Annotated in this window: 12 protein-coding genes; 10 read left to right on the top strand and 2 right to left on the bottom strand. The window is 52.4% G+C overall.

What is annotated here, in order from left to right; all coding sequences use genetic code 11:
• Window positions 1–91 precede the first annotated feature (91 nt).
• Together GSQ62_RS14950 and GSQ62_RS14955 are read left to right on the top strand one after the other, a co-directional pair.
• Window positions 92–1,441 (top strand): UDP-glucose dehydrogenase family protein, encoded by a 1,350-nt coding sequence (locus GSQ62_RS14950; protein ID WP_161890250.1) that lies wholly within the window; start codon window positions 92–94, stop codon window positions 1,439–1,441.
• A 3-nt stretch (window positions 1,442–1,444) separates the two neighbouring features.
• Window positions 1,445–2,407: a UDP-glucuronic acid decarboxylase family protein gene (locus GSQ62_RS14955; protein WP_161890251.1), complete on the top strand. Its 963-nt coding sequence runs from the start codon at window positions 1,445–1,447 to the stop codon at window positions 2,405–2,407.
• A 52-nt stretch (window positions 2,408–2,459) separates the two neighbouring features.
• On the opposite strand, the gene GSQ62_RS14960 is transcribed toward GSQ62_RS14955, so the two are convergent.
• Window positions 2,460–3,698: a polysialyltransferase family glycosyltransferase gene (locus GSQ62_RS14960; protein ID WP_161890252.1), complete on the bottom strand. Its 1,239-nt coding sequence runs from the start codon at window positions 3,696–3,698 to the stop codon at window positions 2,460–2,462.
• Window positions 3,699–3,727: 29 nt separating this feature from the next.
• On the opposite strand from GSQ62_RS14960, the gene GSQ62_RS14965 reads away from it, so the two are divergent.
• From GSQ62_RS14965 to GSQ62_RS14975, 3 genes are all read left to right on the top strand, one after another.
• Window positions 3,728–4,939, top strand: coding sequence for a glycosyltransferase family 4 protein (locus tag GSQ62_RS14965; protein ID WP_161890253.1), 1,212 nt, complete (start codon window positions 3,728–3,730; stop codon window positions 4,937–4,939).
• Between the two features lie 628 nt (window positions 4,940–5,567).
• Window positions 5,568–6,158 carry a glycosyltransferase family protein gene (locus GSQ62_RS14970; protein WP_161890254.1) on the top strand — a complete coding sequence of 197 codons (591 nt, stop codon included), beginning with the start codon at window positions 5,568–5,570 and terminating at the stop codon, window positions 6,156–6,158.
• Entirely contained in the window at window positions 6,155–7,219 is a 1,065-nt protein-coding gene (locus GSQ62_RS14975) for a glycosyltransferase (protein ID WP_161890255.1), read from the top strand. Before GSQ62_RS14970 ends, GSQ62_RS14975 begins: the two co-directional genes overlap by 4 nt.
• On the opposite strand, the gene GSQ62_RS14980 is transcribed toward GSQ62_RS14975, so the two are convergent.
• The gene (locus tag GSQ62_RS14980; protein WP_161890256.1) at window positions 7,203–8,474 is read right to left on the bottom strand and encodes a tetratricopeptide repeat protein; all 1,272 of its coding nucleotides are present in this window, start codon (window positions 8,472–8,474) and stop codon (window positions 7,203–7,205) included. The two genes, GSQ62_RS14975 and GSQ62_RS14980, sit on opposite strands and share 17 nt — an antisense overlap.
• A gap of 111 nt (window positions 8,475–8,585) precedes the next feature.
• Here GSQ62_RS14980 and GSQ62_RS14985 point away from each other — a divergent pair, with 111 nt between their 5' ends.
• From GSQ62_RS14985 to GSQ62_RS15005, 5 genes are all read left to right on the top strand, one after another.
• Complete coding sequence (locus GSQ62_RS14985; RefSeq protein ID WP_161890257.1) at window positions 8,586–9,500, top strand: aminopeptidase; 915 nt, start codon at window positions 8,586–8,588, stop codon at window positions 9,498–9,500.
• 510 nt (window positions 9,501–10,010) lie between these two features.
• The gene (locus tag GSQ62_RS14990) at window positions 10,011–12,275 is read left to right on the top strand and encodes a sodium-translocating pyrophosphatase (protein ID WP_161890258.1); all 2,265 of its coding nucleotides are present in this window, start codon (window positions 10,011–10,013) and stop codon (window positions 12,273–12,275) included.
• Window positions 12,276–12,310: 35 nt separating this feature from the next.
• On the top strand, window positions 12,311–12,832 hold the full coding sequence (locus GSQ62_RS14995; RefSeq protein ID WP_161890259.1) for a hypothetical protein: 522 nt from the start codon (window positions 12,311–12,313) through the stop codon (window positions 12,830–12,832).
• 212 nt (window positions 12,833–13,044) lie between these two features.
• Window positions 13,045–13,587, top strand: coding sequence for a hypoxanthine phosphoribosyltransferase (gene hpt, locus GSQ62_RS15000; protein WP_161890260.1), 543 nt, complete (start codon window positions 13,045–13,047; stop codon window positions 13,585–13,587).
• 108 nt (window positions 13,588–13,695) lie between these two features.
• Window positions 13,696–14,280 (top strand): adenylate kinase, encoded by a 585-nt coding sequence (locus tag GSQ62_RS15005; RefSeq protein ID WP_161890261.1) that lies wholly within the window; start codon window positions 13,696–13,698, stop codon window positions 14,278–14,280.
• Window positions 14,281–14,282 lie beyond the last annotated feature (2 nt).

The following is a 14,282-nucleotide window of genomic DNA, read 5'->3' on the forward strand; positions in this document are numbered from 1 at the left end:
GATATGAACGTTATATAAAAATGAGCCCTTTTTGTTGAGCGCTTTGAAAGAATAGAATTATATTTGTAGCTATATTAAGTTTAGATTATTTATGAGAATCGCTGTAGTTGGTACTGGATACGTGGGCCTGGTGACGGGAACATGCTTTGCCGAGGTCGGAATTGATGTGACATGCATCGACATAGACCAGAAGAAAATTGATAACCTGAAGAAAGGCATCCTGCCTATCTATGAGCCGGGTTTAGAGGAAATGGTGGCCCGCAACACGCAGAAGGAGCGCCTTTCTTTCTCCACCGATCTGGCAACAAGCATACAGGGCTGCGACGTGGCCTTTATCGCCGTTGGCACGCCTCCTGGCGAGGACGGCAGCGCTGACCTGAAGTACGTGCTGGCTGTTGCCAGAAGCATCGGCCAGCATATGAACGACTACATTGTGGTGGTGACCAAGAGCACGGTTCCGGTTGGCACGGCCAACAAGGTGCGCGCTGCCATCGAGGAGGAGCTGGAGGCGCGCGGCGTGGACATTCCGTTTGACGTGGCCTCTAACCCGGAGTTCCTGAAGGAGGGAGCCGCCATCGAAGACTTCCTGAAGCCGGACCGCATTGTGGTGGGCGTGGCCTCCAACAGAGCCCAAGAAGTGATGAAGAAGCTCTACAAGCCCTTCCTGATGAACGGCCACCCGCTCATTTTCATGGATATCCCTTCTGCTGAGATGACCAAATATGCCGCCAACGCCATGCTGGCCACCAAGATCAGCTTCATGAACGACATTGCTAACCTCTGCGAGATTATGGGTGCCGACGTGAACATGGTGCGCAAAGGCATCGGCAGCGACGTGCGCATCGGCAATAAGTTTATATACCCCGGCATCGGCTACGGCGGCTCCTGCTTCCCGAAAGACGTGAAGGCCCTCATCAAGACCGCCTCTGAGAATGGCTACGAGATGAAGGTGCTGAAATCGGTGGAGGACGTGAACGAGAACCAGAAGTCTGTACTCTATAATAAGATATACAGCCACTTTGGCGGTGAACTGGCTGGCAAGACATTCGCTATCTGGGGCCTGTCCTTCAAGCCGAAGACAGACGACATGCGCGAGGCTCCGTCGCTGGTGATTATCCAGAAACTGCTGGAGCAGGGTGCCAAAGTACGCGCCTACGACCCGGTGGCCATGAAAGAGGCCGCCCATATGCTGGGTGACTCCATCGAGTACGGCAAGGACGAGTACGAGGCCCTGATTGATGCAGACGCGCTGCTGCTGGTGACGGAGTGGCCGGAGTTCCGCTCCCCTAACTTTAACGTGGTGAGCAAGCTGATGAGAGACAAAGTGGTATTCGACGGTAGAAATATTTATGAAGCTGCTGATATGAGCGAAAAAGGGTTTATCTACTATGGTATCGGCATAAAGCAGCAGGTGCCGCAGCAGTTAGACGCCACCCTATAAAAAATGACTGATAAGAGAGTACTGATTACGGGCGGAGCCGGCTTCCTGGGCTCCCACCTTTGCGACAGGTTTATCAAGGAAGGGTACAATGTGGTGGCTATGGACAACCTGATCACGGGTAGCCTCGATAACATAGAGCATCTGTTCAAGCTGCCCAATTTTGAGTTTTACCACCACGACGTCTCGAAGTTCGTGCATGTGCCGGGCAAGCTGGATTACATCCTGCACTTCGCCTCACCGGCCAGTCCGATCGATTACCTGAAAATCCCGATCCAGACGCTGAAGGTAGGGTCATTGGGAACGCACAACTTGCTTGGCCTGGCCAAGGCGAAAGGAGCGCGTATGCTCATTGCCTCCACTTCCGAGGTATATGGCGACCCGCTGGTGCATCCGCAGCGCGAAGACTATTGGGGCAACGTAAACCCGGTGGGGCCGCGCGGCTGCTACGACGAGGCAAAGCGCTTTCAGGAGGCCATCACCATGGCCTACCACATGCACCACAGCCTGGAGACGCGCATTGTGCGCATCTTCAACACCTACGGTCCGCGCATGCGCCTGGACGACGGTCGCGTATTGCCCGCTTTCCTGAGCCAGGCCCTGCGGGGCGAGCCGCTCAGTATTTTCGGAGACGGCAGCCAGACGCGCTCTTTCTGCTATGTGGACGACCTGGTGGAGGGCATCTACCGCCTGCTGCTTAGCGACTATCACCTGCCGGTGAACGTGGGCAACCCCTCCGAAATCACCATCAAAGAGTTTGCCGAGGAAATCTGCAAGCTGACAGGTGTGGAACTGAAGGTGGAGTACCAGCCGCTGCCGAAAGACGACCCGCAGAAGCGCCAGCCCGACATCACCAAGGCAAGGGAGATACTGGGCTGGGAGCCGCAGGTGGACCGCGCTGAAGGCCTGAAGCGGACGCTGGAGTACTTCAGGGATAAGATAGAACTTCCGGCCTCGCAGGAAGCGTAACGATGGAAGGAAATAAAACAGAAGGGGCTGCGTACGCAGCCCCTTCTGTTTTTTACAACTTGTCACTTAAAAGGATATCCCGAAGCCGCTCTCCCGCCTTTCCATCGAATTTGTACATCCATTCTTCCGTGAATTTCGCCTTGTTTGGGAGCTGTTTCTGGTGCAGTTGTTCTATATGCTGCAATGCCCACTCCAGATCCTGCATGGAATAAACCGGGTGCGCCACACCGGCCTCTATAAAAGATTTGGACACGTCGATTCTGCCGATGGGGTGGTTTTCATACGTGACGACAGCCGTATGTGGAAAGGCAGCAAAAGGCATCAGGAGTGTTGAGTAGAAACCTAAGACAAAGGGTATGGATGGAGCAAGCTGTAAAAGCTGTTCGTCATTAATCAATTCCACTGCTTGGTGGCTCTGCTGCCACAGTGAAACATCTTGCCTCGGGTGCGGCTTTACGTATAGCTTAAATCGATGCCTTGAACATACCCTGCTCAAGTCGTGTATAAATCGTTTCTTCTGATTCTTAGTCCAGTTTAACAGTCCATGTTCTGCTAAAGGTTGATCTATCAGCAGTACAGCCCGTGCCGGAGTTGCAGGAACAACACCTGCAAATCTGTCGAAGTAAGGGATTCCGATATAAAAAACCTTCTGTTGATCAGGCAGGATGTCGTATATTTGATGGGTGCGGAATATTTTCTCACTGAAAGATATACAATAAACTGGCTGCCTTTTCTGTGATTTGATGCGGACGGCTGTTCCAAAGAAATTATATTTGCTTCTTACTTCTATGAACTCCTTCATGATTTTTGCATCAGCTACAGGAAAACGCCGGATGCTGTTCAGCAAAAACAATCTTGTTTTTAGCCTAGGTCTGAATTCACGAAGTATAGTTAAGAAATTGAGCAGCCGCGCTTGGAGGCTGGGTGCTGGGACTGTATTTTTCCCGGCACTGAGATGAGGAAGGTAATCTGCCCTTAGCCCGTGCTCTAGATGGAAAGTTGGAATACCAATGTTCTTACAGGCTATATTCAGTGCCACATGATTGTAAGCTTCAATATAGAGGAAGAGAACTTTAGCTGGCTTTATTTTTTCTAAAAGATCAAAGGCGTCGCGATAGTCTTTCCAAAAGATACATTTGCCGTACGCTTTGTGGTAATGATTCGTAATTTCTTTTTTGGAGGCAAACTCAAGAAAAAAGAAGTTGAAGCCATCTTTGCTTTTCAGCAACAAGTCGAGATAGTCTCTCCTGTTATAATCACCAACAAACAGTATATTTGGTTTGTTTTCCATAGGTTAGGTGCAACGTCATTCTGCTATAAATGTATTCCAAAGGGCGTGAAGAAATGCCACATGTAGCCTTGGTTGTCCCTGCAATAGGTCGTGAAGGTATCACGAAGCAGGTTGCTAATCAAATAAAGGTGCTGCAGCAGGAGAATATAGATGTTTTTCTGATTGTATTAACTATATATAATTCAGCTGTGATGGCTGAATTTGGAGTAAGGCTGTCCGAGCATAACGTAATAGAATTACAACAACCCGCACCTTATCTATCTGTGCAGGCGCTCCTTAAATCTTACTCCACGATAAGACCGGTGCTTAAGTTCCTGAAAAGGAATAAGGTTTCCATGGTCGTCGCTCATGCTGCTTATGCACATTTTGTGATGCGACTTGCAAAGGCAGTAGGCTACTTGAGCAGGTATCCTTTTATTCTCCATCAGCATTTTCATGGACTTCAGTATGCGCAGTTTCCTGTAAACTCGTTGCGGAGATTTATTGTCAATAAACTTAACCAAATACTTGCCAAGCTATTTGACGATAGCCATATCTATATAAGCAAGGCAGTAAAAGCAGATGTTGAGGAAAACCTGGTCAGAATAAAAAAACAGGGTATTCTCTACAATCCGATAGATACTGAGCAGGCGTTAGCTGAAAGTAAAGAAGTGAATATCCTTTTAGCTGCATATCGGGAGGCGTTTGTAATTGTTCTGCCTGGAAGGCTGGATCATAACAAAGGCCAGCTTTTCTTTGCGCGCGTTCTTGAGCAGTTTTTACGTCAGAGAGAGATTAGGATAGGTAAGCTCATGGTTCTTATAGTCGGGTCAGGAGAAATAGAGAGCGAACTTGAAGCAGAAATTGCGGAGAGTAATGTGCTGCAGCACTATGTCAGATTGGTTGGGGAATTGCCAAACATAAATTTGCGGTATTTGTTGCACCTCGCTCACCTCGTGGTTGTACCTTCTTTTGTTGAAGGCTTCTCCTTTGTGGCATTAGAAAGTCTTGCAGCCGGCAAAATGTTGTTGGTGTCTGACGCCGGAGGCCTAAAAGAGGTTGTGACTGATGGCAAAACTGGTTTTGTTTTCAAGGCGGGTGACAAGCGGGATTGCCTGGCGAAGCTGAATTACATCTATGAGAACAGAGATAAGGAACTAATTAATAGAGCAAAAATTGAGCAGGATTTAAAGCTAAAGTTCTCTTACGAACAGCACAAGAGGGATTTCTTGCAGCATGTGTACAGTATAAGTGTTAAGTAATGTGAAGAGGAATGTCCTGTTTCTGATTTATTGGAGTTTGTATGACGGCTTAACGCAAGGTGCTGCTTTGCCGCATATGCAACGGCTGGTAGGGATCAGGGATATAGAAAGAGTGCTGCTTGTAACGCTGGAGAGAGGAGAGGCCTCTCTGGCTACCCCTGATACAGCTTTACAGCTTCCTGAGAAAGTATGGCATATGCCGATTTATCTGAAAACTTATGGACTGAATCTGATAACTAAAATAAATGACTTTATCCGTTTGCCGAAGCAGCTCCATGAGATATGTAAGCAGGAACAGATTCATTTTATAGTCGCCCATGGAACTCCAGCCGGGGCATTAGCCTTCAAAGTGTGGGAGAAATGTAAAATGCCATTTTACGTCAGTCTATTCGAGCCGCACGCGGATTATATGGCGGAATCCGGGGTGTGGAGCAAAAGCGGCCTGAAGTATAAATTCCAGTTGCGTTGGGAAAAGCGACAAAAAAAGCATGCTGCCGGATTGATGCCCGTTGCTGTAAATTATGAAGAACTTCTTATAAAAGAAGGTGTGCCAATCGAAAAGGTCTTTATGGTACCATGCACTGTTAACCCAAATGCATTCAAGTTTGATAGCAATAGCAGGATAGCCATGCGGTTACAAATGAAATGTGAAGGGGCAACAGTCGGCATATACGTGGGCAAGTACGGCGGGCTGTATTACGATCAGGAAGCCTTCTATCTATATAAACGCTGCTTGGAAACCATTCCCGGTTTCAGACTCATCATCCTATCGCCGCACCCGCAGGAGGAAATACTGCAACACCTCGGGCAAAGCGGCATTGACAAGGCGAAGGTATATATAACTTCTGTGCCACATGCCGAGGTGCCAGTCTACCTTTCTGCCGCTGATTTTGCCTTTGCAACTTATAAACCCGGACCTTCCAAAAGGTTTCTTTCCCCAATCAAAACCGGGGAATACTGGGCGAACGGGCTGCCGGTGCTGCTGACGGAGGGCGTGGGCGACGACAGCGACATCATAAAATGTGAAGGCGGTGGCGCTACTTTTAACCTGCGGGAGGAGGGAAGCGTGGAGAGGGCATTAGAGAAGATTCAGCAAATACTGAAGGACCCAGCGCACCGGCAGGAAATCCCCAGGCTGGCGCAAAAGTACAGGTCTCCGGAGCGGATACGGGAGGCATATGAATATTTCTTCGGGCAAAGCAAGGAGGAGCAGCCGTGAAGGTGCTGTTTGTGGTGCCTTACCCGGTGGGGCAGGCGGCCTCGCAACGCTACCGGGTGGAGCAGTGGCTGCCACTGCTGCAGGAGCAGGGCAGCCTATATAAACTGGCTCCTTTCTGGAGCCAAAGCACCTGGCCTGTTCTCTATAAGCCCGGCCATATAGGAAAGAAAGCCCTTGGGCTGTTGGCTGGGTTTTGGCGTCGCTTGCTGCTGCTTGCCCGACTGCCCCGCTACGACTATATCTTCGTACACCGCGAAGCCACGCCCGTGGGGCCGCCCTGGTTTGAGTGGGTGGCGGCGAAAGTCCTCCGCAAAAAAATCATCTTCGACTTCGACGATGCCATCTGGCTGCCCGACAGCAACCGGGGAAGTGGCTGGCGCAAAAAGCTAAAATGGCGCCACAAAACTGCGCAAATCTGCCGATGGAGTTACAAAGTAAGCTGCGGGAATGATTATCTCCGGAACTATGCACTAAAGTACAACGCTGCGGCGGTGCTGCTGCCCACTGTGCTGGATACAGACCAGGTATGTATAAATCGGAAAGAACAACAGACAGCCGAGGTGGCGATTGGCTGGATTGGATCGCACTCCACGCTGCCTTACCTGCAACTGCTTGAGCCAGTTTTGCAGCGGCTGGAACGAAAGTACAGTTTCAAACTATATATCATCGCGGACCGGCCTCCCCAATTACAGTTGCAGTCTGTCATATTTAAGCAGTGGCGGCGCGGGACGGAAACAGAAGACCTGCTGGAGTTCCATATCGGGCTGATGCCGCTGCCGGACACGGACTGGGCCAGGGGCAAATGCGCTTTCAAGGCACTGCAGTATATGGCGCTGGGCATTCCGGCGGTGGTAGCGGGGGTGGGGGCCAACCTGGGGGCGGTGGCAGACGGCAGAACGGGCTATATATGCCAGACGGAGCAGGAGTGGTACGAGCGTCTGGAGGAGCTAATCCTCGAACCGGGGAAACGTGCCGGCATGGGGGCCGCTGGCCAGGAATGGGTGAAGGCGCGTTACTCGCTGCAGGCGCACCGGCACACGTTCCTCAGCCTCTTCTCTTAGCCCTTCTGGTTGCTTTCTTTAACTCCTTCATGTACTCCTTCGCCTCTTTGTAAGTATCCGATTTTTTCTCGCTTATCTGCAGCACCACGTTGTAGTAATGCCTGGCGGCGGCCGTGTCCTTTTGCTGCTTCGCGATGCGGGCCAGGTTCAGGTAAGAGTTGATGAAGTAGCCGGAGTCCCGCTCGTTCGTCATCTCGGCGAACATGATGGAGCTTTTGTAGTACTGCGCGGCCTTGTCGAAGTTGCGGTACTTGTGCTGGTTGATGTACGCGAGGATATAGGACGCATAGCGGCCGCTCACCGCCTCGTAGCCCGGCATCTGCTGGTCCAGCTTGCTCAGGATATCCAGCGACACCTGCTCTGCCTTGGTGAAGTAGCCCTGCACAAACAGCAGGCGGGCGTAAAAGCGCTGAAAGTAGGCGTTGTCGGGGTATTTCAGGGCAAGGTCCTGCGAGAGTTGCAGCGCCTGCTCCATGTGTTTCTCCTCGTTGGCATATATCTTCATCAGGAAGAACTTGGACTCGGTGCCGGTGTAGAAGCCGGTGTTGGCCACGTAGGCCAGCTGCTTCAGCCCGAGGCGCTTGTCCCCGTCGGGGAAGAACATCAGCACGGGGCGCAGCATCGGGTAGTTCTCATGAATCCAGATGGAGTAATAGTTGAAGAGGGCCTCCCCGAACAGGAACTCCGGGCTCAGGCCGTTGCCCGCTTTGGCTTTCTCCATAAAGTCGAGCGCGTTTTTGCTGGCCACGGTGGCCTTGCGCCAGTTGCTGCGCTCGGAGTGCAGGCGGGCGGTGAAGCCGTAGGCGGCAGCCAGGAAAAAGGAGGCCTCAAAGTTTTTCTCGTCCCTGTCGTACATCGCCTCGGCCTTCTGGATGGTGGTGTCCATATAGGCGAAGAAGAGGTCGTCGTACTTCAGCGTCTGGATGTTGGTGGGCACAATCTTCCACCACTGGCTCAGGCCCATCAGGAAGTAGGGCAGCGGGTGGTTGGGGTAGCGGCGGCGCATCGACATGAACTGCTTCTCGGCGCGTGCGTACTTGAAATTGTACATATTGTCCACGGCGCCTTCTAACTCGTACTGAATGTCCTTGTCAAGCAGCAGCATGCCCTTCACTTTGCCCGCCTCGGGTATCACCTCAATCGACTCAATGACGACGTGCCGCATGGCGGTGGTGTCTGTTGGTGCTGCCGTGTCCTGTGCTGCGCCCAAAGCCGGTACTACAGAACTGAAGATGATGAACAAGAACTTCTTCATGGAAAAATAGAATATTCAGGTTTTAACAGCGCCTTTTGGAAGGGTGGCTACCGTCGATGATAAAAGTACAACATATCTCCTGATTTTGAATTCCATTAAATGAAAATATTTATGAAACTTCTGGAGCAGCTCTGTGAAATCCATGCCCCGTCCGGTAATGAGCAAAACATGACAAAATTTATGCTGGGCTATATAAACCAGCATAAAAACACCTGGAAACAACCGCCAAAAGTATTGCACGGGAATGCTTTCCAGGATTGCATTCTGCTGGTGTTCGGTACGCCCCGGAGTGCAATTTTCGCGCACATGGACTCTGTCGGATTCACCGTGCGCTACGGCAGGCAGCTCGTCAAAATAGGCGGTCCCGACATCGCAAACGGCTACCGGCTGGTGGGTGAAGACGCACAGGGCAGGATAGAGTGCTCACTGGTATACAACGAAGCGGAGGAGCAACTTCAGTATATAAATGAGCGGGAAATTGACCGCGGCACCGAGCTTGTCTTCAAGTGCGATTTCCGGGAGACGGACGAGACCGTGCAGAGCTGCTACCTCGACAACCGCCTCGGCGTGTGGAGTGCCCTGCAGGTGGCCGAGACGCTGGAGCACGGCATCATCGCGTTCAGTTGCTGGGAGGAGCACGGCGGCGGCTCGGTGTCTTTTCTCTCGCGCTATATATACGAGCAGTACGGCGTAACGCAGGGCTTGATTTCCGACATCACCTGGGTGACGGAGGGGGTGCAGGCGGGCAGGGGCGTGGCCATCTCTCTGCGCGACAGCCTGATCCCGCGCCGCGCCTACGTGCAGCGGATCATCCGCATCGCGCAGGAGTCGGGTATTCCGTTTCAACTGGAGGTGGAGGGTGCGGGCGGAAGCGACGCCAAGGAACTACAGCGCAGCCACTACCCCTGGGACTGGTGTTTTGTGGGGGCACCCGAGGACAACGTGCATACCCCGGACGAGATAGTACACAAGCGGGACATCGAGAGCATGGTGGCCCTTTACAAAGTGCTGATGCAGAAACTCTGAGCCATATAGCTGGCGCTGCTATATGGCCTGTCTATATATGTGCTGGGGGAATCCGGTGAGCCCTGAATGCGGCAACTCTATATATAGCTGTGCTGGTTTTGCCAAGCTACGGCAAACGGCTGCAGAGAGAAATGGCCGCGCTTGCAAAATATATTTCAGAGGCGCGTTTTTCCCCGACAGTAGGGAGAAGCATATAGCTGTTACGATATATAGTAAAAATTCCGGGTGACACTTTTGCGCATGGCGCGAGTGGGTCTATATAAGCTGCTCACTGTCAGGGAGGTTCATCTGCTGCAGGGGCAGCCTCTTTTGCCCGGGGCGTTAAAGGCCTTTCCCGGGGCCGTGAAAAGGCGCATCTATTATGCAGGCGGGCGCTGCAACTTCTTGTCAAATAACCGTATAGCCTGCAGGCTGTGGCGCAGGATTGGGTAGGGGGCGTTTGGAAAAGTCTGTGGAATAACTTTTCTTTAATAACTATATATTACTATCCTCAAAACCTAAATCTCATATATGGAAAGTATCCTTTACGCAATTCCCGCTTTCGGCGTGGCCGCCCTCATTTACACCTGGTTCAGGTCGGCGTGGGTCACGAAGCAACCTGCCGGAAACGACCGCATGAGCACCATTGCCCGCCATATAGCCGATGGAGCCATGGCCTTCCTGAAAGCGGAGTATAAAGTAATGGCTTATTTCGTCATTATCGCCTCATTGTTCCTGTTCTACCTGGGCTACACCGGCGAGAAGTCTCACCCGCTTATCGTGGTGTCCTTTATCATCGGCGCGTTTCTGTCGGCGCTGGCAGGCTTCATCGGCATGCGCATTGCCACCAAGTCGAACGTACGCACTGCCGAGGCCGCCCGCAGCAGCCTCTCCCGGGCGCTGAACGTCTCGTTTGCGGGAGGCTCCGTGATGGGGATGGGCGTGGCCGGACTGGCTGTGCTGGGCCTGGGCTCGCTGTTCATCACTTTCTATTATATGTTTGTGTACAGCACCGGCGCCGATGTGAACGGCGTTGAGATGGAGCGCGCGCTAGAGGTGCTGACGGGCTTCTCACTGGGCGCGGAGAGTATCGCGCTGTTTGCCCGCGTGGGCGGCGGCATCTACACCAAGGCCGCTGACGTGGGCGCCGACCTCGTAGGCAAGGTAGAGGCCGGCATCCCCGAGGATGACCCCCGCAACCCCGCCACCATCGCCGACAACGTGGGCGACAACGTAGGCGACGTGGCCGGTATGGGCGCTGACCTGTTCGGCTCGTACGTGGCCACCATCCTGGCCACCATGGTGCTGGGTCGCGAGGTGGAGGTGCAGGATAATTTCAGCGGCATCTCGCCCGTCATCCTCCCCATGCTCATTGCCGGATTGGGCATTATCTTCTCCCTGATCGGAATGCTGTTTGTGCGTGTAAAAGAGGGCGGCGATGTGCAGGCGGCCCTGAACCGCGGCAACTGGATATCGGTGGCGCTGACGGCCGTGGCCTCTTATTTCGTTATCCAGTGGCTGCTGCCCGAGAACCTGAGCCTGCGCAATTTCGACTTCACGGCAGACGGGGTATATATGGCGGTGCTGGTGGGCCTCGTAGTGGGCTCACTCATGAGCATCATCACAGAATACTATACCGCGATGGGCAAAAAACCCGTGAACTCTATTGTGCAGCAGTCTTCCACGGGCCATGCCACCAACATCATAGCCGGTCTGGCGGTGGGCATGCACTCCACTGTGCTGCCGATTATTGTGCTGGCGGCGGGCATTGTGTTTTCTTATGCGGCGGCTGGTCTATACGGCGTGGCCATCGCGGCGGCCGGTATGATGGCCACCACGGCCATGCAACTTGCCATCGACGCCTTCGGCCCTATTGCCGATAATGCCGGTGGTATTGCTGAGATGAGCGAACTCCCCAAAGAAGTGCGCGAGCGCACCGACATACTGGATGCGGTGGGCAACACCACGGCGGCCACCGGCAAAGGCTTTGCCATTGCCTCAGCCGCGCTAACGTCGCTTGCCTTATTCGCCGCTTTCGTGGGCATTGCCGGCATCCCGAGCATCGACTTATATAAAGCGCCGGTGCTGGCGGGCCTTTTCATCGGTGCCATGATTCCATTTGTGTTCTCGGCGCTGGCTATTGCGGCGGTGGGCAGAGCGGCCATGGCGATGGTACACGAGGTGCGCCGCCAGTTCCGCGAGATTCCGGGCATCATGGAAGGCACAGGCAAGCCGGAGTATGAGAAGTGCGTGGCCATCTCGACAAAAGCGGCCATCCGCGAAATGATGCTGCCAGGCGCTATTGCGCTTATCGTGCCGCTTATCGTAGGTTTTGGTCTGGAGGGCGCTTTCCCGGACACGTCTTCGGCGGAGGTGCTGGGCGGCTTGCTGGCTGGCGTTACCGTGTCGGGGGTGCTGATGGCCATGTTCCAGTCTAACGCTGGTGGTGCCTGGGACAACGCCAAGAAATCGTTTGAGAAAGGCGTGGAGATTAACGGCGTGATTGAGTACAAAGGCTCGGATGCCCACAAAGCCTCCGTGACCGGCGATACCGTGGGCGACCCTTTTAAAGACACGTCCGGCCCGTCCATGAACATCCTCATCAAACTCATGTCGATTGTGTCGCTGGTTATCGCGCCGCACATTGCCCTGGAGCAGGAGCCACCCATTCCGGAAGCCCCTGTCGAACTGGAGCCGATTAATATGGACGTAAGAGAGCTTTACCCGGAAACAGCGAAAGTGGGCATCAACCCAGAGAGTACCGTGGTGCTCTCACTTACTTCTCTGAAGTTTTAGCATCAGAGAGGTGAGAAGGGTTATATATCAAATAAATGGACAAGTTTTTACAGCTAAAGCATTGGCAAGTATTTCTCTATTTATTAATTGTTCCTGCCTTTATTCCTGACAATGAAATAGGCGAGTATATTTCCGTTATCTATGGATTTCTATTTATTGTATGGCTACTGAAAATCAACGAAGAACTATATAAAAGGCTGCCAAAAGGTGTTAATCTGAACATAAGGCTCTTACAAGTTAATCTTACTGTTTCGTTTTTATACTTTGCTGTCATACAGTTGTTTACAGGCGGCTACCATATTTCTTCGGAACAGGACAATTATGCTATATATGGCTGGAAGATGTGGGTTTATATTCCATTTACTTTTTATATTCTGTACTCCTATGGTTACTCACTTCACTTTACAGCCTATTCAATTCATACGATTGAGAAAAAGCTTTATGGGAAATCTACTGAATACACAGCCCTAATATTAGGATTGTTCTTTTTCCCAATAGGGATTTGGTCAATTCAGCCAAAAATAAATAGAATATTAAGGACACCTGTTGCAGAATAAATAACAAGCATATAACAAAGCTCAGCTATAATTTGTCCATCGGCTGCGCGAGCAAGTTATATATGGCCGTGTGCGAGTTTTAGCCTGTCCTTCGTAGAAGATGCCTGTCATCCTATCCGTGCGGCATCACTTAGTTTACATAAGCCCAGCCATTGTGTTGGGCTTATTTTTTAATTATACTTACCTTTGTACAGGCACCAACGAACGAAGCCATGGAACCGCGCACCATTCAAATACACGATTGCGAGTTTAAAACCTACATCTTCGAGGAAGAAATCATTGCCCGCATCGTGATGCTGGCCGAGCAGTTGGATAAGGAGTATGCCGGAAAGCAGCCGCTGTTCCTGGCGGTGCTCAACGGCTCGTTCATGTTTGTGGCGGACCTGCTGAAGCGCATCAGCATTCCATGCGAAGTTTCCTTTATCCGCCTCTCCAGCTACCAGGATACCCAAAGTACGGGCAGGGTGAAGGAGGTGCTGGGGCTGAACGAGGACATCCAGCACCGGCACGTGGTGGTACTGGAAGACATTGTGGACACCGGGCATACCGTGCATGGCCTGCTGGAGCAACTGCGGGAGCGCGGCCCCGCGTCGGTGGAGGTGGCGACGCTGCTGCTGAAACCAGACTGCCTGCAGCACCCGCTGGATATAAAGTACGTGGCCAAGCCCATCCCGAACGATTTTGTGGTCGGCTACGGGCTGGATTACAACGGGCTGGGCCGCAACCTGCGCGACATCTATAAAATCGTTTCCTAAGCTTGCCTGCTGTGTGTTGTGTCAGCAACGCAGGCGGCGGCTACAGTTCCACTTTCTAAAAAGGACATATATAAACCGATACATTTGCTCTTCATAACAAGCTAAGATATGCTCAACATCGTTTTATTCGGACCCCCAGGTGCCGGTAAAGGTACCCAAAGCCAGAAACTGATAGAAAAATACGACCTGATCCACCTGTCTACCGGTGATCTGCTTCGCTCAGAGATAGCCGCCGGCACCAGATTGGGCCTGGAGGCAAAAAAGCAGATGGACAACGGTTTGCTGGTGCCGGACGAGGTGGTGATTGGCATGATCGGCAATAAGGTGAAAGAGCACCGCCACGCCGCCGGGTTTATATTCGATGGCTTCCCGCGCACCGTGCCGCAGGCCCAGAGCCTCGACAAACTGCTGCAGGAGAACGGGACGGAGATTTCGTGCATGATCGCGCTGCGCGTGGACGACGAGGAACTGACGCAGCGCCTGCTGCTGCGCGGCCAGACTTCCGGCCGCCCCGACGACCAGAACGAGGAGTTGATACGCAAGCGCGTGCAGGAGTACAATACCAAAACAGCGCCTGTGGCCGACTATTACGCCGGGCAGGGGAAATTCCGCACCGTGGATGGCATCGGCGAGATTGATGACATCTTCCACGCGCTTTGCCAGCACATCGATGCGGTAAAAGACAGACAATAGAA

The organism is Pontibacter russatus (genome assembly GCF_009931655.1).
In the GTDB taxonomy this organism is placed as follows: Bacteria; Bacteroidota; Bacteroidia; order Cytophagales; family Hymenobacteraceae; genus Pontibacter; species Pontibacter russatus.

Bases quoted from the DNA above. Each gene is read 5' to 3' on its own strand.
- GSQ62_RS14990 (WP_161890258.1), top strand. From the start codon at position 10,011: ATGGAAAGTATCCTTTACGCAATTCCCGCTTTCGGCGTGGCCGCCCTC.
- GSQ62_RS14960 (WP_161890252.1), bottom strand. From the start codon at position 3,698: ATGGAAAACAAACCAAATATACTGTTTGTTGGTGATTATAACAGGAGA.
- GSQ62_RS14970 (WP_161890254.1), top strand. From the start codon at position 5,568: ATGCGGTTACAAATGAAATGTGAAGGGGCAACAGTCGGCATATACGTG.
- GSQ62_RS14955 (WP_161890251.1), top strand. From the start codon at position 1,445: ATGACTGATAAGAGAGTACTGATTACGGGCGGAGCCGGCTTCCTGGGC.
- GSQ62_RS14965 (WP_161890253.1), top strand. From the start codon at position 3,728: ATGTATTCCAAAGGGCGTGAAGAAATGCCACATGTAGCCTTGGTTGTC.
- GSQ62_RS14995 (WP_161890259.1), top strand. From the start codon at position 12,311: ATGGACAAGTTTTTACAGCTAAAGCATTGGCAAGTATTTCTCTATTTA.
- GSQ62_RS14985 (WP_161890257.1), top strand. From the start codon at position 8,586: ATGAAACTTCTGGAGCAGCTCTGTGAAATCCATGCCCCGTCCGGTAAT.
- GSQ62_RS14980 (WP_161890256.1), bottom strand. From the start codon at position 8,474: ATGAAGAAGTTCTTGTTCATCATCTTCAGTTCTGTAGTACCGGCTTTG.
- GSQ62_RS14950 (WP_161890250.1), top strand. From the start codon at position 92: ATGAGAATCGCTGTAGTTGGTACTGGATACGTGGGCCTGGTGACGGGA.
- GSQ62_RS15005 (WP_161890261.1), top strand. From the start codon at position 13,696: ATGCTCAACATCGTTTTATTCGGACCCCCAGGTGCCGGTAAAGGTACC.
- hpt (WP_161890260.1), top strand. From the start codon at position 13,045: ATGGAACCGCGCACCATTCAAATACACGATTGCGAGTTTAAAACCTAC.